This window comes from Achromobacter ruhlandii, assembly GCF_002082135.1.
In the GTDB taxonomy this organism is placed as follows: Bacteria; Pseudomonadota; Gammaproteobacteria; order Burkholderiales; family Burkholderiaceae_B; genus Achromobacter; species Achromobacter ruhlandii.
Map to the genome: position 1 here is coordinate 6116358 of NZ_CP017433.1, position 20023 is coordinate 6136380.

11 protein-coding genes are annotated in these 20023 nt (G+C 65.2%); 4 read left to right on the forward strand and 7 right to left on the reverse strand.

Annotation, left to right across the window (positions count from 1 at the left end):
- Nucleotides 1–82 precede the first annotated feature (82 nt).
- The 5 genes from AruCF_RS29610 to AruCF_RS27750 form a co-directional block, all read right to left on the reverse strand.
- On the reverse strand, nt 83–331 hold the full coding sequence (locus tag AruCF_RS29610; RefSeq protein ID WP_156524621.1) for a hypothetical protein: 249 nt from the start codon (nt 329–331) through the stop codon (nt 83–85).
- Nucleotides 310–441 carry a hypothetical protein gene (locus AruCF_RS30165; RefSeq protein WP_268750461.1) on the reverse strand — a complete coding sequence of 44 codons (132 nt, stop codon included), beginning with the start codon at nt 439–441 and terminating at the stop codon, nt 310–312. Before AruCF_RS30165 ends, AruCF_RS29610 begins: the two co-directional genes overlap by 22 nt.
- A gap of 302 nt (nt 442–743) precedes the next feature.
- Nucleotides 744–1193 (reverse strand): hypothetical protein, encoded by a 450-nt coding sequence (locus AruCF_RS29390; RefSeq protein ID WP_144419185.1) that lies wholly within the window; start codon nt 1191–1193, stop codon nt 744–746.
- The gene (locus tag AruCF_RS27745) at nt 1190–9520 is read right to left on the reverse strand and encodes a two-partner secretion domain-containing protein (RefSeq protein WP_049077005.1); all 8331 of its coding nucleotides are present in this window, start codon (nt 9518–9520) and stop codon (nt 1190–1192) included. The genes AruCF_RS29390 and AruCF_RS27745 overlap by 4 nt, the downstream gene beginning before the upstream one ends.
- 71 nt (nt 9521–9591) lie before the next feature.
- Nucleotides 9592–11274 carry a ShlB/FhaC/HecB family hemolysin secretion/activation protein gene (locus AruCF_RS27750; RefSeq protein WP_235432718.1) on the reverse strand — a complete coding sequence of 561 codons (1683 nt, stop codon included), beginning with the start codon at nt 11272–11274 and terminating at the stop codon, nt 9592–9594.
- A 330-nt stretch (nt 11275–11604) separates the two neighbouring features.
- Here AruCF_RS27750 and AruCF_RS27755 point away from each other — a divergent pair, with 330 nt between their 5' ends.
- From AruCF_RS27755 to AruCF_RS27765, 3 genes are all read left to right on the forward strand, one after another.
- The gene (locus AruCF_RS27755) at nt 11605–12366 is read left to right on the forward strand and encodes a uracil-DNA glycosylase (RefSeq protein WP_049077009.1); all 762 of its coding nucleotides are present in this window, start codon (nt 11605–11607) and stop codon (nt 12364–12366) included.
- A gap of 277 nt (nt 12367–12643) precedes the next feature.
- Nucleotides 12644–14419, forward strand: a complete 1776-nt coding sequence (locus AruCF_RS27760; protein ID WP_049077010.1) for a DEAD/DEAH box helicase — start codon at nt 12644–12646, stop codon at nt 14417–14419.
- 86 nt (nt 14420–14505) lie between these two features.
- Entirely contained in the window at nt 14506–15687 is a 1182-nt protein-coding gene (locus AruCF_RS27765; protein WP_049077011.1) for a class I SAM-dependent methyltransferase, read from the forward strand.
- A 9-nt stretch (nt 15688–15696) separates the two neighbouring features.
- On the opposite strand, the gene AruCF_RS27770 is transcribed toward AruCF_RS27765, so the two are convergent.
- Nucleotides 15697–16800 carry a tRNA nucleotidyltransferase/poly(A) polymerase-related protein gene (locus AruCF_RS27770; protein ID WP_049077013.1) on the reverse strand — a complete coding sequence of 368 codons (1104 nt, stop codon included), beginning with the start codon at nt 16798–16800 and terminating at the stop codon, nt 15697–15699.
- On the reverse strand, nt 16797–18944 hold the full coding sequence (locus AruCF_RS27775) for a lytic transglycosylase domain-containing protein (protein WP_049077015.1): 2148 nt from the start codon (nt 18942–18944) through the stop codon (nt 16797–16799). Before AruCF_RS27775 ends, AruCF_RS27770 begins: the two co-directional genes overlap by 4 nt.
- Nucleotides 18945–19142: 198 nt before the next feature.
- On the opposite strand from AruCF_RS27775, the gene AruCF_RS27780 reads away from it, so the two are divergent.
- Nucleotides 19143–19820 carry a 5-formyltetrahydrofolate cyclo-ligase gene (locus AruCF_RS27780; RefSeq protein ID WP_049078201.1) on the forward strand — a complete coding sequence of 226 codons (678 nt, stop codon included), beginning with the start codon at nt 19143–19145 and terminating at the stop codon, nt 19818–19820.
- Nucleotides 19821–20023: the final 203 nt, after the last annotated feature.

The following is a 20023-nucleotide window of genomic DNA, read 5'->3' on the forward strand; positions in this document are numbered from 1 at the left end:
CTGATTTCTGATCAACAACAGTAAACCCATCAATAAAGCGAGTACCACCTCCACCGACAGCTTGCAAGCAAATTTTGGCATTTCAGCCTCCTGAATTTAGTCGATTAAAGCGCACGATAATTCCATTCGATTGCGGGAGGAACAGCGTATCGACAGATTGCGCACTTGGTTTGCCCCGTGTACGAGCAGCAATAGAGGCCATATCAGAGTCCGAAAGATCTGCTTGAACAAGAGCACCGGAGGCGCCGTCCGCTTTCCCTTCGATAGCCCTAGTAATCGCGTTCACGGACGCTTCACTTTTCAGTTTCTTCAGCAGGAAGTCGCTGGACAACAGGTGCGCGAACCGATGAACTGGCTGTCGGTGGCGATCAGGTAAAGCGTGTTGGGCGCCGTGACGACCTGGTACAGGTTGCTGGCCGGAAGGGTCGGCGGCAGCACCACGACGGCAATCGCAGCGAGAGAATTCCGCCGACATTACACAAGAAGCGCTAAACCGGAACTTTAGCGAAGGAAGGCGATTTTCGATCTCCACAACGTCCAATGAAGTCTGGAAAGGAGCACAGAATTCAATATCCGCATCAGGAGATCAGACCTTTACGCCGGGTTCGCCCACAACAGCGCAGACCATCTTTCATGACGTGATGAAAGCTCGCTTCGCCACCCTGCAGCGCCACCCAACCCACTACAATTATTACTACGAAGCACTTTCGAGCTATTCTTTATAAGCGGCAATATGACCTAGCTTAACCAAAAAAATATTTCTCAATATGCTTCGTCAGCCCATCAAGATCTCTATAGGCAATAGGCCCAAAAGAAGGGAAGTTTTTCGAAAAATACTCATTTATATTAAAAAACTCATCACCAAGCAATTTTCTTTTTGAGAAAACCTCTTCTGGCATTATTGACCAAATAATCCCTGGCAACCCTTCTCTCTCACGAGACTGCAATGTCCAACGCAACTCTCCCTCATACTCACTAACCGCTGCTCTCAATTTATCAATAATATTATTCGGCTCACCTTTAAATCTGAAAGAAATGCAAGGCGGATAGGCGGAATAGTCTTGAATTTCGGCATGATCAATGACCCATACTTCTGGAAATCTGTGCTGAAATCGCCTCCAAGCAAGGGGCATCAGTTTTTCAATAACATTTAACAGTGCCCCCTCTTGGGCCAGGATATTATGAGCACTCATTGCATTCCCCTCAACTTATCCGATATCGACACACCGTCCGGATTCATACCTCGCATATGCATTTCCCAGTCACCTTTTGGAACCGGGGAACTTGATAACCTCGGATCGTAAACATATCTACCGTCCGTATAAACTTGATGATAGTTAAGGTTTCTTTCTATCACACTATTCTCATAAATAGAAAGATTGTTAGCCGTCTTCGGACGCACTTCGAGGATCTTCCCTTTCCCTCCGGCACTCGAGAGTAGTTTCTCCGCAATTTCAGAGCAGTCGACACTTGTGCAAGCTTCAGTCATTTTCTTAAGCATGGGACTATTCATCGCGTCCACCACTGCAGCGTCAGGCGGAAAGTTCGGATTTGCCGGCCGAAAAGGGCGACTCATCCCCGGCGGGATGACCTCGACAGGCGGAGGAGACGGCTTCACTCCGGGTTTCGGTACAAGAATCGAATCATATTTTCCCGTAACCGGATTCTGTCTCGCCAGAACTGTTTTCCCGTCTGCGGCCAACACTTCCCCATTACGCACGGCCCAGGAAGCCCCGTCGGCGTAGGCCATCTTGGCTGCTGCCATCTCTAGTGAACCACCCGCAGCTCGCGTGGCGCTGAGTCGAATCGCGTCGAGGATAGGACCTCGCACAGCACCCACAATTCCGCTTGTCGCCAGATCGAAAGCCAATAATGCCGCGTCCACCTTCGGAGTTAGTTCACTCTGTGTTTTGTACTGTGCAAGCAGCCCGTCAAGTTCCTTAATAGACCTCGTCAGTTGCAACGCGCACGCCGGAACCTGACCGCAAGCAGAACCTGCGCCCAACATGGACTCCAATTGATCTCGCGTCTCCTTTAACTCCTCCGGCCCGAAAACACTTTTCATCTGATCCAGAGCGGTCTGCGTACCTTCCGCGTGCGCGGCTTTGAGTCGCTGCAGCAACTCAACTTGCTCTTCCGGCTCCAGCTTGTCCATCTGCGCCAACCGCCCAATAAGCGGTTGATGATGCAAAGGATTGAGGGAGTTGTTGTCCAGCTCGGCAATCGCCGCGTTTGTGATGGTCGCGAGGCCGTCAGCGCCCGCGACAGCAGCCGCACCAGCGATGAGCGACGCTACTAGATTGCGACGGGCCTCCGCGTCCTCGTTGCTCTTGCCCTTTGAGCTATCCAGCAATGCATTGACTACCACTGCAGCTGCCGCGCCTGTAGCCCCCGCTGCGCAACTTTGGCCGCTCGCACCCGCGCCCGTACAACCTACTATCGCCTGCAGCGCCACGTGCTCCGGGGAACCATTACGAATGAGACCTTCGCCGACCCATTTCCCGACTTGAGCTGCGCCCTGTTGCTGCAGATAGCTAACTACCGCGTTTTGCGCGATAGTGCTCGCTGCTCCCGTTACATTGCTTCCCGTCGCAGCCAAGATCGCGTTGGCAACTTGCCGATATGTGCCACCCGGCAGCCATTGCTTGGCATTCTCGTATTGACGCTCGAGCTCCGCATATCGAGTCGGGTCGTTCTCGGTACTCATCGCCTTTTTCAGTTCGTCAGCCTCTTTCGCCCGATTGGTCAAGTACTGACCCATCTGGCGCGTGGCTTCCGCCGCGATCGCGAACCCCGCCTCAATCTTCTCCTTGTCGAAAATCGGCTTCAACGCATTCAACGTGTCTGACGACGTGTCGCGATTCAACGAAGCAATGGTCTCCTCGGCTGTCTTTCCAGTCAGCGCAAGCTGACCCGCCTCATCGCGAATTTCTATCGTCCCGCCACTGATGGCGCTGTTGGTTGTCGAATTGGCGCTACCGGACGCACCTAGCGCGACGGGCACTCCCATGCCAACGCCACCGCTGGTCGTAGGTACTTTCGTACCAGCCTCGGCTTTCGAGCCTCCCGCGACCTCCCCCTTGGAGGTGGTTCCCATGCCAACGCCGGTCTTCGAATCACCCCAGCCATAACCGCCACCCACTGCCACCTGGCTGGCCTTATAGTCCGCGGTGTTCTTCAAGTCTTGGACAACCAGAGTGCCTGTGCTGACTCGATTCAGGCCGTCGATAACGGCTTGATCTCCGCTGGCGATGACACCGCCGATAAGCGTGGTTTTGTTCTTGACGTCGACAATGAACCCGCCATTCCCAGCCTTCAGCCCAGCCTGTTCAGTGGCAGACTTGAAGTCGCTGTTCATCCTGCCCTGCGAGACGTTGGCGGAAACGCTGCTGCTGCAGTAGCCATAGACGCAGATACTGGCGTTGATGCCCGCGCTCTCCTGCTTGGACTTATAGGTGCTGGTGTCTTGCAGCGTCTCGATGCGCAGGTTGTTGCCCACCGAAGCAATGATCTGTTCGGCCTGCCCAACTGCTCCGATAAGCGAGGTGTCTCCACCCGATTGCAACGCCAGCGCATTCCCGGCTGTAACGGTGGTGTAGGCCCAACTTGTGTCCGTGCCATCAGCGTAGCCACGCGCGCCGCCCGCAGCGAGATTGACCACGAGGCCAAAGCCATTGTTGCCAGCCGTCACCCCGACTCCGATACTGGCGTTCGAACTCTTGTTCGTTGTGTGCTGCTCGAACGAATTCTTGGCGGCCTGCAGCAGGATATCTCCCTCTGCCTTGATAACGGCATTGTTCCCGGCGGAAAGACGGGAACCCGTCACCGTGACGTCGGAGTCCTTGCCACCTCCCTTCGCGACGATGGTCAAGTCCTTGCCTGCAGCGACGTTCGAACCGGATACGGAAGTCGATTCCCGCTTGATGGTGGTCTGACTCTTGCTACTGCCAAAATCGATGCTAGCGTTGAAGCCGCCCGCCTTGTCCTTGGCCCCCATCACGGCATCGTAGGCATTGATACCCGCCAGCCCGGTGGTAGCCAGTGCAAGCCCCTGCATGACCTTGTTATCCGTCTTGCCGCCAGCCTCACCCATTCTTCCGGCAGTCTGCATCGCACTGACGATAGGCGTGCTCGCGTTGATGCTGAAGCCGGACTGCTTGACCTCGTGATACTCCTTCTCACGGGCGGTGTCAGCGACGGCCACGATGCTCACGTCTCGCCCGATCATGGTGACATCGCCCTGCCGCGCCAGCACATTGCTGCCAACGACGTTCAGCGATTTGCCGGCATTGATCAGCGTATCTCCTTGAACGCTGCCGACAGTGCTTGCAGTATGAAACACCTTGGTGCCGTCGAGAATGTCGGTCTGCTTGCGAGTGCCGTAGCTCAACCCACCCATCGCACCGAACCCGGACTTCTTGATGTACTCGTAGTCGTAGTTGGCCGAAGTGTTCTCGCCTGCAACGATATTGACGTTTCGCTCGCCAGACATCACCAGGTCGTTCTGCGCGCCGACATTCGAACCAACAACGTTTACATCCCGGCCGGCCATCACCATCGTGGTGTCGCCGGTAAAGGTTGAAGCAACCCCCGCAGTCCACGACGCTTCCTTGATGCGATGCGTCGTCTTGCTGGACCAGAACCCCTTCGTCTTGTAGTAAATCTCGTTGTACGTATACCCGCTGGAATCCCCCGCCAGCACATTGATATCGCGCCCCGCGCCCAACGCCAACTGCTTGTCGGACGACACTTGCGCGGCAATGGCATTGATATCCTGCGCAGCCATCAACGTCAGGTTCCCGGCAGCGGCAATGCGGGTTCCCACGTCCTCCGTCGTACGCATCTCCGACCGGTTCTTCTTGCCGAAGTTGAACGACTCGCCGTAGCTCGTCCCCGCGGCGGTCAGGTTGATATCGTTGCCGGCGCGAATGCTCGCATCACCGCTGGTGACGATGGCGGCGGCCTGCGCGTTGACGTCGCGGCCCGCCTGCGCATTCAGCGTGCCGGCGTCGATACGGGCGACCCCGTCGACGATGGTGTTGCTGATTCCGCCACGCACGTTCGATTGGGTGCTGGCGGTGAGGTTGATGTCGCGGCCCGCGGTCAGCGTGACGCCGTCACCCTTGAGCAACCCGGCCAGGTTATCGATGTCGTTGCGCGCATTCAGGTTGACGGTCTTGCCCTGGATCGTGCCCACGGTGTTGCGCACGTTCTGCGCATCGACCACCAACGCGTTGCGTGCGCCGAGGGTGCCGCTGTTGTTCACGTCGCCCGTCGCGCTGATCTGTGTGTCACGGCCGGCGATCAACGTGCCATCACCGCGCAGGTCGCCCGGCTTGACGGCCAAGTAGACCTGCGGCGCCAGCACCTTCTGCTGCGTGCCGTCGGGCAGCGTGACGGTTTGCTCCACCATCCAGACGATGTCGCTGGTCAGGTGGCGCATCTGCTCTTCAGTAAGCGCGGTGCCCACGGCCAGGCCGAACTGCTTGGCGAAGTCCGCGCCGGCGGAAAGCAGCGCCTTGTACTGGGTCTCGTTATCGGTGTAGTCGCCGACGAAGCGCTGGCCGGTCGCCAGCATGACCTGTTCGGCCACCAGCTTCTGCTCATAGAAGCCGTCGCCCAGGCGCTTGAGGACGTGGCCAGGATCCTGGTTCAGTTTCTCCAGCAGGAAATCGCTGGACACCACGGCGCGCGAACCGATGAACTGGCTGTCGGTGGCGATCAGATAAGGCGCGTTGGGCGCCGTGATGACCTGGTACAGCTTGCTGGTCGGAAGGGTCGGCGGCAGCACCACGACAGCGATGGTCTGGTTGCCCGGCAGCGTGATGCGCGTCAGGGTCGCCGGCGGCAACGCCTGGACGACGGTGCTGGCGCCCGGCGTCTGGCCAGACGGCGCGACCGCGGCGCCGCCCTTCGCGTCGCCCAGACCGGTCTCGATGCGTTCGGCCAGGACGGTGGCGTTGTAGTCGGAACGGTTGTACTTGCGGGAGTCGTTCTTCTCGTAGGTGTAGGCCATGGTGCCGACACGGTCGACCGTGCGCAGTCCCTCGGCGCCGACATTGCTCAGCGTTCCACCCTCGGTTTTCAAGGCGCCGCCGGCGAGGATGCGGCTCTTGTCGTTGACGATGTTGCCAACAAGGCGGGCATTGCCGCCCACGATGATCTTGCCCGGATCGCTCTCTGTGATGCGGGTCTCGCGCGTGATCTGGGTCACCTCATAGAAGGTGAAATCCTTGATCATGCGGTTGTTGCGGAAGTCGGCGTTGAAGTCCTTGATCTTCTCGTTCAGCGTGTCGTACAGCACCAGGTCGTGGTCGTACTGGGCCTGCTGCTGGGCCAGGTCCGCGGGGCAACGCAAGCCGCAATCATCCGGCGACGGGGGCCGCCTGATGCCGCTGGGACGCTCTACCTCGAAGACGGACCAGATCTTGGCGTCGGGCTTGTACAGGAACTGTGCGGGGTTGGTGTAGCACCCGCCCGCATCGCCGCCACTGCAGCCGGAGTATTCGGCGATATATGCCAGGCCAATCGGCGCGCTGACACCCGCGCGCCCCTGCTGGTCCTCCTGGATGTTGCTGTAGTCGAACGGCGGCCCATACTGGCTTTCCGGATAACGCGCCGACGGCATCAGCAGGCGCCGCTCGTCGTACTGTCCCATCCAGCTGGGGTCGCGACCGCAGATGGACTTGACGGTGTTACAGAACCACATGCCTTCGCCGTCGACGATGTCGGTGGTGCCATCCAGGCGGTAGAACCATTTGGCTTCGCGGCTGACCTCGACGCTTTCGCTGGCGAAGTGCAGGTTGCGGTTCTGGATGCTGGCCGCGGCGATGTCAGCGTTGCGCTCGACTTCGATAGTGGCGGACTCGTTGGACAACAACGCCGCCTGGCCGGTGGCCTTGCCGGTGGCGTCCAGCGTGCCGCCCAGCCGCAGGTCGCCCGCGGCGTAGATCAACGCGTGCTCGCGGTTGGTCAGCGTGCCCACGCCCAGGTCCATGTCGCCACGCGAGGCGATGACGGCATTGGGTTCGTTCTGCAACAACGGCGTCTTGATGCCGATGCGATCGCCGTAGATGCGGCCGGTGTTGAGCAGATTGCCCGCGTTGATGAGTGTGTAGCCGCCGTCGATCAGGCCAGCGTTGCTCAGCAGGCCGCCGATGATCAGTTCGTTGTTGCGCACCGCGATCAATTCGCCGCCGGCGCGGTTGGTCAGCGTATTGGCGGTGATCTTCAGGTCCTGGCCAGAGTGGATCTTGCCGTCGTTGTCGAGGTTGCCGGTGACCAGCTCCAGCGATTTGCCGGCGGTCAGGGCGCCGCCGGTGTTGGTGATGCTGCTGAAGGCGAGCTTCGCATTGGCGTCGGACGAGACGTTGCCGCGCGCGTTGTCGAGCGCGCCGGTGGACAGGGCCAGGTCCTGGCCAGCGCCGATGCGGCCGGACTGGTTGTCGATGGATCCGGTGTCCAGCATGACCTGCTTGCCCATCAGGCCCAGGGCGCCCGCGACCGTGCTGCCGGCGCCGGCGATGCCGTTGGCGAGGGTGTCGCGGTTCTTCAAGCTGCCGGCGGTCAGCGCCAGCGCGTTGTCGGCCTGGATCAGGCCGGCGCTGTTGTCCAGCGTGCCTTGCGTCTTGAGCGTGAGGCCGCTGGCCGCGACGATGCCGCGAGTGTTGGACAGGCTTTGTGCGCTCAGCGTGGCCTGCCCTTGCGCGGCGATGGTGCCGCCGACGTTGTCGATCGCGCCGACGGTCTTCAAGTCCAATTCGCCGCCGCTGGCGACCTTGCCGCCGCTGTTGGCGAGACTTGCCGCGTCGATGCCGACCGTGCCGCCATACAGGCCGCCTGACTGGTTCTGCAGCGCGCCGCCGCTGCTGACCGCGAGCTTGGCGTCGGCCTGGGCGATGCCATTGCGGTTGTCGAGGCTGGCCGCCTGGATGTCGGTGGCGCCGCCGAGCAGCTTGCCGCCACGGTTGTCGAGCGCGCCGGCCGTCTCGACGCGCAAAGCGTCGTTGGCCTGCACCGATCCCCCCTGGTTGTCGATGCCGTCGGCGCCGCGCAGTGCCACGCTCTGGCCCGAGATCACGCCGCCGGCCGCGTTGACCACGGACCTGCCGCGCAGGTCCACCGCACCGGCGCCGGCCAGCGTGCCGCCGGTGTTGTCGATGGCGCCCGCCACCTGGCCGTCAAGCGCCGCACCACTGGTGAGTTTGCCGCCCGTATTGTCCAGGCCGGCCGCGCGCAAGGCCACGGAGCCGCCATAGACCGAGCCGCCGCGATTGGTGACCGCGCCCGTGGCGTCCACGCGCAATGCGCCCCCGGCGACGAACTTGCCGCCCGACAGCCCCAGCGCGTTCGCGGTGATGGTGGCGTCCCCGCCTGCCACCAGGGTGCCGGGGTTGAGCAGTTGGTCCACCTGCGCGCTCAAGGCGCCGAGCGGACTGATGGAGCCGTCCGCCTGCAAGCCCGCCGTGAGCGCGCCGCGGTTCTCCAGCTGGCGCGCCACGATGCTGGCGTTGCCAGCCGAGGACATGGCCTGGTTGTTGATGACCTTGGCGGCGGCGTTCAAGCCCAGCGCGCCGCCCGCGGCAACCGTGCCGTCGTTGACGATGTCGCGGGCGCTTTGCACCGAGAGGTTCGTGGCGGCCTGCAGGCGACCCGAAGGCTGGATCCGGACGTCGCCGTTGGCGCTGACCGTCAGCGTGCCCGTCAGCGCCGCCAGGTTGCCGCCGATGTTCACGCCGACCCCGGCTTCGGTGCCGATCAGGCGGATGCTGTTGGCATACATGCCGCCCAGCGCGGCGACGTCCAAAGCCACGCCGGTGCCCGCGCCGGCGCCGGTCAGGGCCGAAACGTCGATGCCGTCATAGCCGACGCGCGCCGCGCCCGCGACCACGTTCAGATTGTTGGCCCAGACTTGGGCGTTCAGTTCCAGCGTGCGCGCCATCAGGTCGAGCTGACTGAGGTTGGCGCCGTACAGGCCCGCGCCTTCGATGGCGAGGCGACCACTGGCGATGTCGAAGCCCAGCGCGCCATCCGGACCGATGACCGGCTTGCCGGTGGTCAGCGTGGCGCGGTTGGCGTTCAGGAAGCCGCAGCCGTTGCAGGTGATGCCGGCGGGGTTGGCGACGATGACGTTGGCGCGGTTGCCCGCCACTTCCAGCATGCCCATCAGTTGCGACGGATTGGGCGCCGTCACCTGGTTCAGGATGGTGGCGGCGCGCTGGTTGCCCAGCATCGGGTTGCCCGCGACCTGCCCGGCCAGTTGCGTCTGGCTGGCCGCGCCGCTGTTGTTCAGCACCACCCCCGAGGGGCCAACGTTGAACTGGGTGTAGCGGTTGTTCGAGACGCCGCCGGCCGAAGGCGGCGCGATGTTGACCACCGGCACGCCATTCGTTACGCCCACCACGGGCTTCTGGCCCGGCACGCTCTTGTCGACGGAAATGGGCAGGGTCTGCGCCAGGACGGGCGTCCAGATCTGCGTGTACAGGACCAACCAGACGACTGCGGAGCGAAGCTTGGACATGACGAGGCAACTCTCGGTAAGCGTGAAGCAACTGAACGGACGACGGCCGGGGCGCACGGGCCCCGCCCGGTCTAGAACTCGAACATCAGCGTGGCGGCGAAGACCGTGCTTTGGGTCTTCAGGTTGTCGGGCTTTTTCAGGGGCCAGCCGGCCGACAGGTCGTAGCTGGCGTTGACCGCATTGGCAACCCCGGGCACGGCGATGCGGCCGCGCAGCCCCGCGACCGCGCCGACCAGGGTGCGGCTGGTCAGGTACTGCGCCGCCGGGCCGCCAACGCGGCCGGCATCCAGGCCCGTGTAAAGTTGCTGGCCCAGGTTGCCCAGGTTCAGCGACAGGTCATTACGCAGGGTCCAGCCGTCTTCCGCGGCCAGCGTCATCTGGCCATCGAAGCCGCGCACCGCATAGCGGTTGCCGATGGTGAAGTAGTCGGCGGGCACGATGGGCGTCTTGGCATGCTGGATCTGCCAGTTGACCTGGTACGCCATCTGCTGCCCCGCCACCTTGAAGGGCAGGTATAGACCTGCATTGGCCGTCAGGATGGTGCTGCGCCCGTTCCAGTCGGGATCGCCGTAGACGTAGCCGGGCTGATCGGAGAACTGCGGCAGCGTGCCGCGCACGCCGCCGCCAACGTCCAGCACCATCTGGTCGATGTAATGACGATGGCCGTAGCTGAACTCGTAGCCGACCACGTCGCGCCGCTGCACCTCGATGTCGATGTCGTTGAGGGTGCTGCTCGCGCGCTTGCGCAGGAACTTCAGCATGGCGGTGCCCTTGTAGCTGGCGCCCCGGTAGGGCACCACCGACACGCCCGCCTCAACCTGCTTGCTGGTGCCGCCGTAGACGATGGGCTCATCGAAGCCGGCCACGGTCTGGCGGTAGCGCGACTTGCTGGCGCCGGCGAACAGGGTCCAGTAGCCGAACGGGAGGCTGTAGTTGATGGAAGCGGCGCGCGAGCCGGCGTCGCTGTTGCGCAGGTCGGCGTTGCTGTTCCAGGAGACCGACAACTGGTCGTACAGGAACAGCGGCGAATCGAGCGTGAGTCCGGCGTTGACCTGGTTCTTGCCGGTGGATTCCAGGCCGGCGTTGTCCCCGCCCACGTAGGCATGCCAGCGCTTGCCGGTGCCGGGCTTGATGATGATGTCCGAGTCGCCCAGCTCAGGGCCGGGCGCGATGTCGATCGACGCGTCCGCCTGGCCGCCCAGGCGACGGATGTTCTCCAGCGCCTGGTCGAGGTCGCGCTGGTTGACCTCGCCGCCCGGCCAGGTGGGCAAGGCGGTGCGCCACCAGCCGGGCGCGCCGTCGCTCTTGACCCCGGAGATACGGCCGGGCACGTAACGCAGGGTCAGGGTGCCGCTGGCCAGCGATTGCTCCGGCACCAGCACGCGGGCGGTGATCAGGCCACGGTCGATCAGGCGCGCCATGAGGCGTTCCTGAAGGACGCGCAGGCCCTGCCCGCCGATGCATTGCCCCAAGACGGTATTGACGTCGCGGCGCAGCGCGGCCGGTGGCGGTGAGCCATCCCAGACCACCTGGGCGATGGTGAAGCAGGGTGATTCCTCGGGGAAGACGAGCGGCCCCTCGCCGGGGACGGCGGGCGGCGCCGACAGCACGTCCGGCCTTTCGGCGGCGCGGGCGCGCTGCGCGTCAAGCTCCTGCTCCTGGCGGCGTTGGATCTCGCTGGCGCGCGTGGCGGCCTCCACGGGGAGGGATTGCGCGACCAAGGGGGGCAGGAAGGCGATGGACGAAGCGAACAATGCCAGGCAGGGAAGCCACCTCTGCCGGAGGCGGCCTCGCGATACGATGGTATGCACTTGTTTCTTATTGAAAATGCTAATTTCTTTTCATAACGGAAGATTTCACAGCTAATTAAGCGCATATTTCAATTTATGCCGTCTTTTTCGCCGATTTTCTCGCTTGAATAGAAAATACAAAATTTGGCGACAGCGCCCGAGTGGCAACATTTGATTACGCGCATGTCTGCTCCCGGAGGTGTGCTCCTTGAGATGAAGCGGCTTTGAAAATGCGAAGACGGCATGACTTCCGACCCGCCGCGACCTCGCCGGCGCTGTGCAAAAATCACGGCCATGCCGACCGATAACCGACTGATTCCCAATGCCCTCGCCGCCCAGACGGCGCAATTGCCTGCCTCTTGGCAGGCCGCCCTGCGCGCCCCGCGCGTCGCCGAAGCCCAGCAGGCCGTGACCGCCCATGTCGAGCGGCGCCTGGCCGAAGGCGCGGTGGTATATCCCGCCACGCCGCTGCGCGCCCTGCAGGGCCTGGAACCATCGGATGTGCGGGTGGTGATCCTGGGCCAGGATCCGTATCACGGCCCGGGCCAGGCGCAGGGCCTGGCGTTTTCCGTGCCGGACGACTGCAAGCGTCCGCCCAGCCTGCGCAACATCTTCAATGAGATCGCCCAGGAATACCCGGGCACGCCGCTGCCGGCCGGCAACGATCTGAGTCCCTGGGCCGAGCAGGGCGTGCTGCTGCTGAACACCGCGCTGACGGTCGAGGATGGACAGCCCGCCTCCCACGCCAAGCGCGGCTGGGAAACGGTGACGGATGCATTGATTGCATTGGTGGCGCAAGACCCGTCGCCCAAGGTGTTCATGCTGTGGGGCGCCCATGCCCAGGCCAAGCAGGCGTTGCTTCCGCACGACAGTGGCCACCTGGTACTGATGGCGAACCATCCCTCGCCGCTGTCGGCCCGGCGTCCGCCCGTGCCGTTCCTGGGCTGCGGCCACTTCCTGGCGACCAACCGCTGGCTGGTCGACCAAGGGAAAAACCCTATTGATTGGAAGCTGGACAAAAAAATAATTCCCGTGCAAGGCGAATTCGGGTTATGATCGCCGCACTGCACCAAACGAGTTCGGCATTTACCGCCTTGATTTAGCGGAAATTTCAGCAGTCTGCCGGGCAACCAAGCCCAGCCCATGCCGAACATCATCGATTCCTGACCTCCTTTCCTTTCGCCCTGCGTTCCAAGCAGCATTACGGGAACGCGCCACGCGCACGGTTGATTCGGTCGGCACGATGCTCCATCAACCGTCGCCTGGATCCGGCCGCCTAATCCCCTGGCCCGACCAAGCACTGCGTCGCATTTGATCGCGGCAAGGGAAAGTTATGTCTTTCGAAAACCTGGGCCTCGCGCCCGCCCTGTTGTCGGCCCTGCAAGAAGCTGGCTTCACCACCCCCACCACCGTGCAAGCCTCGGCCATTCCGCAGGCGCTGGCCGGCCACGACCTGATGGTGTCGTCGCAGACCGGTAGCGGCAAGACCGCCGCCTTCATGCTGCCGGCGCTGCACCGCATCGCCCAGATGCCCGCCAACAAGGGCGTCGGCGTGCAGGTGCTGGTGCTGGCCCCGACCCGTGAACTGGCCCTGCAGGTCACCGACGCCACCGCCACCTACGGCCGCAAGCTGGCCGACCTGCGCACCGCCACCGTCGTCGGCGGCATGCCCTACGGCGCCCAACTGAAGGCCCTGTCGCGCCGCGTCGACGTGCTGGTGGCCACGCCCGGCCGCCTGATCGACCACCTGAATTCGGGCCGCGTCAAACTCAATACCGTGCACACGCTGGTGCTGGACGAAGCCGACCGCATGCTGGACATGGGCTTCATCGAGGATATCGAGACCATCATCAGCCGCCTGCCGGCCGAGCGCCAGACGCTGTTGTTCTCGGCCACGCTGGACGGCACCGTGGCCAAGCTGGCCGCCCGCATGATGCGCGATCCGCAGCGCATCGAAGTCGCCGGCGCCAAGGAAAAGCACACCAACATCACGCAAAGCCTGCTGTACGCGGACGACGCCAGCCACAAGATGCAGTTGCTGGACCACGTCCTGCGCGACGCTTCGCTGGACCAGGCCATCGTCTTTACGTCGACCAAGCGCGGCGCCGACGATCTGGCCGACCACCTGGCCGACCAGGGCTTTGCCGCCGCCGCCCTGCACGGCGACATGAACCAGCGCCAACGCACCCGCACGCTGTCGCAACTGCAACGCGGCCAGCTGCGCATCCTGGTCGCCACCGACGTGGCCGCCCGCGGCATCGACGTGCAAGGCATCAGCCACGCGGTCAACTTCGACCTGCCGATGCAGGCCGAGGACTACGTGCACCGTATCGGCCGCACCGGCCGCGCCGGCCGCAACGGCCTGGCGTTCACGCTGGCCACGCACTCCGAGCGCCACAAGGTGCGCCGCATCGAGCATTACATCGGCCAGTCCATCACGCCCGAAGTGATCGCCGGCCTGGAACCCAAGCGCACCCCGCGTCCCTCGACCGGCGGCGCGCCGCGCGGCGGCAAGCCGTTTGGCAAGCGTCCGGGCGGCTTCGGCGGCGGCTACCAGGGTCACCGTGAAGGCGGTTCGCGCGAAGGCCGTTCGTTCGGCGGTCCGCGCGGTGAATTCAAGCCGCGTGAAGGCGGCTACCAGGGCGCCCGCGAAGGCGGCGGCTACCAAGGCAACCGCCCGTTCGGCGACCGCCCGGCCCGTTCGTTCGGCGATCGTCCCAGCTTCGGTGATCGTCCCCAGCGCGAAGGCGGCTACCAGGGCAATCGTCCCTTCGGCGACCGCCCCCCGCGTGAAGGCGGCTTCCGTGGCGGCGATCGTGATTCGCGCCCGAGCTTCAGCGACCGCCCCAGCTTCGGCGATCGCCCGCAGCGCGATCCGCGTCCGTTCAACGAGCGCGGCCCGCGTGAAGGCGGCTTCCGTGGCGGCGACCGCGATTCGCGCCCGAGCTTCAGCGATCGCCCCAGCTTCGGCGACCGTCCGCAGCGCGAAGGCGGCTTCCGCGGCGGCGACCGCTCGGAAGGCGGTTTCCGTGACCGTCCCAGCTTCGACAAGCGCCCCGGCGGCCCCGCCAAGCGCTTCAACAAGCCGGCCGGCGCCCGCCGCGGCTAAGCCTTGATCGGCACCCAGCAAACCCCGCGCCTGTCGCGGGGTTTGTTTTTTGGGAAAATGCCCTCTTCGACGCTTCATTTTCCGCCATGCAACGCCCCGCCCCTGCCAACCTGCCCCCGCTGCCTCCCGCCGCCCAGGCCCATAGCGAAGCCGCCGCCGCGCACCTGCGCGCCGCGATCGGCGCCGCGTCCGGCTGGCTGCCGTTCGATCATTGGATGGCCGAGGCGCTGTATGCGCCAGGACTGGGTTATTACGCGGCCGGCAACGTCAAGCTGGCCGAAGCCGATGCGAGCGCACCCGCGGGCGATTTCGTCACCGCGCCGCAACTGACTCCGCTGTTCGCCCGCACCCTGGCACGCCAGGTGGCCCAGGTGCTGCGGCAGACCGATACCCAGGCGGTGCTGGAGTTCGGCGCCGGCACCGGCGCGCTGGCCGAAGGCGTGCTGCGCGAACTGGACGCGCTGGGGCTGCAGGACACGCAGTACCTGATCCTCGAAGTATCGGCCGACCTGCGCGCGCGCCAGGCCGAGCGGCTGGCGCCGTTCGGCGAGCGGGTGCGCTGGCTGGATGCCCTGCCCGACCGTTTCCGCGGCTGCGTGCTGGCCAACGAGGTGCTGGACGCCATGCCAGTGTCGCTGTTCCGCTGGGGCGACGACGGCACGGTGATGGAACGCGGCGTGGCGTGGGACGCCACGCACGGTTTCGTCTGGGAAGATAGGCCAGCCCCGCCGCGCCTGGCCGAGGCGGTCGCGGCGCGCATGCCGGCGCTGCCTGGCTATGTGTCCGAGATCAACCCGCAGGCCGAAGCGTGGATCGACGCCATGGGCCGCTGGCTGGAACAGGGCGCGGCGCTGCTGATCGACTACGGCTTTCCGCAGGGCGAGTACTACCACCCGCAACGCGCCGGCGGCACGCTGATGTGCCATCTGCGCCACCACGCGCATGGCGACCCGTTCACCGCGCCGGGGCTGCAGGACATCACGGCGCACGTCGACTTCACCGCCATGGCGGACGCCGCGCAGGCGGCCGGCCTGCAGGTGCTGGGCTATACGTCACAGGCGCGCTTCCTGATGAACGCCGGCTTGATGGAACTGCTGGCGCAACTGGACCCGAGCGATGCACGCGCCTATGCGCAGGCGGTGGCGCCGGTGCAGAAGCTGCTGTCCGAAGCCGAGATGGGCGAACTCTTCAAGGTGCTGGCCGTGGGCCGCGGCATCGCGCAGCCGCTGATCGGCTTTGCGCGCGGCGACCGCCTCGGCAAGCTGTAGTAGTCGGCGTCAGGCGGCGCGCAGCCGCTGCAGGCGCGCCTCGCGCACGCTCTGCTTGATGCGCGCCGGATCGCCGGCGCAGGCGCGGGCGATGGCGCCGGCATCCACGCCCCGCACCGCTTCGGCGCGTTCGCGCCAGGCGTCGATAGCCACCGGCCGCAGCACCGCCACCGTTTCCAACAGATCGAAAAAGCGCTCGGGTTTACGCAGCGCGTCGACGCGCTCCATCAGCGCGAGTTGCGCGTCGGCTTCGTCGGCGCCGGGCGCCTGCGTGGCGTCCAAGCCCGTCAACATCTCGGGCAGGAGCCGCGCGTAGTCGTTGCATTCGGTGGGCACGCGCAGGCGCCGGCCCAGCGTTTCCCGCTCGGGTGACAGGCGGCACAGCAAGGCATAGCGGCCCGGCAGCGACAGGTTGCGCGCGGCCGCGCGATCGACGTCACCGCCGGTCTCCTCGGAGCCCTGCAACTCGGGCATGACGCGCTCCAGCGCGCCGGACTGCCGCAGCACGTCGAACATGCGCGACGGCGCGGCGGCCATCAAGCCACGCGATACTTCTTTCCAGACGCGCTCGGCCACCAGGGCGTCGGCCTCGCCGGCCTCGACCATGCGGCGGCACAGCGCCAGGGTTTCGGGCGCGACGCTGAAGTCGGCAAAGCGCGCGGCGAAGCGCGCCAGGCGCAGGATGCGCACCGGATCTTCCTCGAAGGCCTCGCCCACGTGGCGGAACACGCGCGCGCGCACGTCGGCCGCGCCGCCGAGCGGGTCGACCAGTTCGCCGTCCTGCTTCTGCGCGATGGCGTTGACGGTCAGGTCGCGGCGGCGCAGGTCCTCTTCGAGCGTGACGTCGGCGCCGGTGTAGAAGGTGAAGCCCTTGTAGCCGCGGCCCGATTTGCGCTCGGTGCGCGCCAGGGCGTATTCCTCTTTGGTAACCGGGTGCAGGAACACCGGGAAATCGCCGCCCACCGGAATGAAGCCGCGCCGCGCCATGTCCTCGGGCGTGGCGCCGACCACCACCCAGTCGTGATCGCCGGGCGTCAGGCCGAGCAGCGCGTCGCGCACCGCCCCGCCCACGATGTAGACCTGCAGGCCCTGCGTCGCCACATCCTCCGTCATGGCAGGGTGGTGCTTTCCGCGCCCAGCGGGACCACGTTGCCCAGCCGCTCTTTCAGCGACTGCGGCTGGCCGCTGAACATGGCGGCGTAGTAGACCGAGTTGGACATCACGTTCTTGACGTAGGTGCGCGTCTCGTTGAACGGAATGGTCTCGGCGAAGATCGCGCCTTCGACGGGATGGTTGAAGGTGGAACGCCAGTTGTGCGGACGGCGCGGTCCGGCGTTGTAGCCGGCGCTGGCCAGCATCTGCGAGCCGTTCAGGTCGCGCAGCACCATGTTCAGGTAGTTGGTGCCCAGCTCGGTGTTGGTGTCGAAGTCGTTGACGCTGTCGGGCGTGAAGTTGCTCATGCCGATCTTGCCCGCGACCCACTTGGCGGTGGCCGGCATCAGCTGCATCAGGCCGGAGGCGCCGACGTGCGAGCGCGCGTCCATGATGAAGCGCGATTCCTGGCGGATCAGGCCGTAGACCCAGGCGGGGTCGAGCGCGATGGCGTTGGCCTTGGCCGTGACGCGGCCTTCGAACGGCGCGATGAAGCGCTGGCTGAAGTCGAATTCCTTCTCGGTGCGGTCGGATGTGTTGACCACGCGATCGTAGATGTTCTCGGCGCGCGCCAGTTCGGCGGCGGCGAGCAGTTGGCGGTCGGTCATGCCGCGCAGCGCGAAGTTCCATTCGGGCACGGCCTCCTGGCGCCAGCCCAGGCGGAACAGCTGTACCGCGCGGCGCAGGCCCGGGTTGGCACGGGCCTCGGCGATCTCGCTGTCCGTGATGGGCGCCGGACGCGGCGGCACGGTGATGCGGCGGCCCAGTTCCTCGGCGGCCAACTGGCCGTAGAAGTCGAAGCGATCGGCGATGGAGGCGTAGGCCGCGTTGGCCTGGTCGCGCCGGCCGGTCGCGGCCATGCCGCGCGCCTTCCAGTAGATCCAGGACGGATCCTGCTGTTGCGCGGCGGGCATCTGATCGATGGACTCGATGACCCACTTCCAGTCGATCTTCGGTTGACGCAGCGCCGCCCGCACCTTCCAGCCGGCGTTGTATTCCGTCATGCGGATATGGCCGGCCTCGTGGTACCAGTCGTCGGCGCGGCTGTCCAGGTTGAGCGCGGCCACCAGCGCATACTGGCCACGGATCCAGGCCAGGTTCGACTTGGCCATGGACTTGGCCCACTCGCGCCGCAGGTAGGAATCGGCCACGTTGATATCGGAGCGGGCCAGCCGCGCCAGCGCGATGGTGACCAGCTCTTTCTCGTTGCGGCCCACCGGCAGGCGGTCTTGCCGCGTCAGCCAGCGCATCGGGTCCTTGATGAGGAGATCGTAGGTCTTCTGGTCGCGCGGCTCGAACATGTACTGCACGAACTTGCGCGCGTCGGCGGTCTTGTTGGCCTCGATGGCGTCGCGCAACTGCGGTTCGAGCTGATCCCAGCCCAGGACGTTGTCGGCGACCAGCTGGTCGTACAGCGACCAGCAGGCGCCGCCCGGCGCGAACACCGCCACGGCCTGCGCGGCCGTGGCGCGCTGACCGGTCATGTGCTTGGCGTTGAGGATGGCGCATTCGACCTGGGCATTGCTGTTCTTGACCGGCGCCAGCTTGCGCACGGTTTCGAAGTCGCCGCTGCGCGCGGCGGCGAGCAGCCAGTCGGCGCGCAGCCGATCAGCCAGGTAGGCGTCGCCATTGCCGCTGATGAACTTCTGCAGTTCGGCGTTGGGCCGTCCGCCCGGCGGCGGCGTCCACAGCTGATAGCGCAACAGCCAGTATTCCGGATACATGCCCAGCGGGTCGGACTTGGCCTGCGGCACCAGGGCGCCCAGGATTGACCACTGCTTGCGATTCATGGCCTCGCGCGCGGCCACCACGGCGGCCAGGGCCGGCGTTTCGGCGGTGGGCGGCAAGCCCGCCAGCACGGCCGGCGGCACGGCGATGGCCGGTTGCGGCGCCTGCGCGGCGGATTGGGGCTGGGGACTGACGGACGCGGTGCGTTGCTGGGCGTCGACGGGCGCGCAGGCGGCCGTGAACAGCGCCAGCAATGGCAACCAGCGACGCAAACCGGCGCGGGTGTCGACCGCGCGCAGGGATTTCCCACCGGTTTTCTGATACCGTCCGGATTGCGGGGCCCGGACCGCGCCCGTGGCGTTGCGTGCGGGCTTCATGCGTGGACCCGGGCGGCGGCTTGCGGATCCGCGCAGTGATAGGCGCAGAGACAGGCGCGGCGATGCGCGCCGTCGTGGGCGCGATGGCCAGCATGGCGACTGGCTGCGCGATGATCCGCGCGCGGGTGCGCGCTGTTGCACGTGTTATCACTGACCCGCATTGTCGCCTTCATTTTCCACCCCTGTTACAGCTACCGCATGACTACGCAAAATACTCCAGAGGATACCGCAAGCCAGCTACGCACGCGATTGCGGAAACTGCGTGCCGAACTGCCCGAAGACCAACGCAGCCGCGGCGGCCTGCTGATGCGCGCGCGGCTGTTCACCTGGCTTAACGTGGCCCGCGACGAAGCGGTGCGGGCCGGCCGGCGGGCGCCCGCGGTGGTGGCCGCCTTCTGGCCGATGGAAGACGAGCCTGACCTGCGGCCGCTGCTGGAGCAATGGACCGAAAATGGTGTCACCGTGGCGCTGCCAGTGGTGCGCGAGCGCAACGCGCCGCTGGCCTTCCTGCCGTGGACGCCGGACGCCGAACTGCGCGCCGGCCCCTACGGCATCCAGGAACCGGTCCAAGGGGCCGAGGTGCTGCCCGATGTGCTGTTGGTCCCGACCCTGGGGTACACCGAATCCGCCGACCGCCTCGGCTATGGCGGCGGTTACTACGACCGCACCCTGGCGGCGCTGCGCGACCGTGGCCACGCCTTCACCACGATCGGCGTGGCCTGGAGCTGCGGCGAACTGGAACCCGGTTATGAACCGGCCGCGCACGACTTCCGCCTGGACGCCGTCATCACGCCCGATGGCTGGGTGCCGCACGCGCCGCAGGAACAGCCCGGCCAGGGCGGCGGCGCCACGCTGCACCGCTACACGCTGCGCTGACGCACCAGTTTCGCCCCGGGGCTTGCACCATGACGGTGCAAGCCCTATGATCTGCCCCTGATATTCTCGTTTGCCGCCTGACGCGGCATAGCCGGCGGGCACGCCTTCCGCCGCGCTGCGCGGCCCGCTGCCTTGGCCCGTCCGCGGGACGCCGCCGCGCTCCCGCGCAGCCACGCTTCGCATCATTTCCCCACGCCATCCGC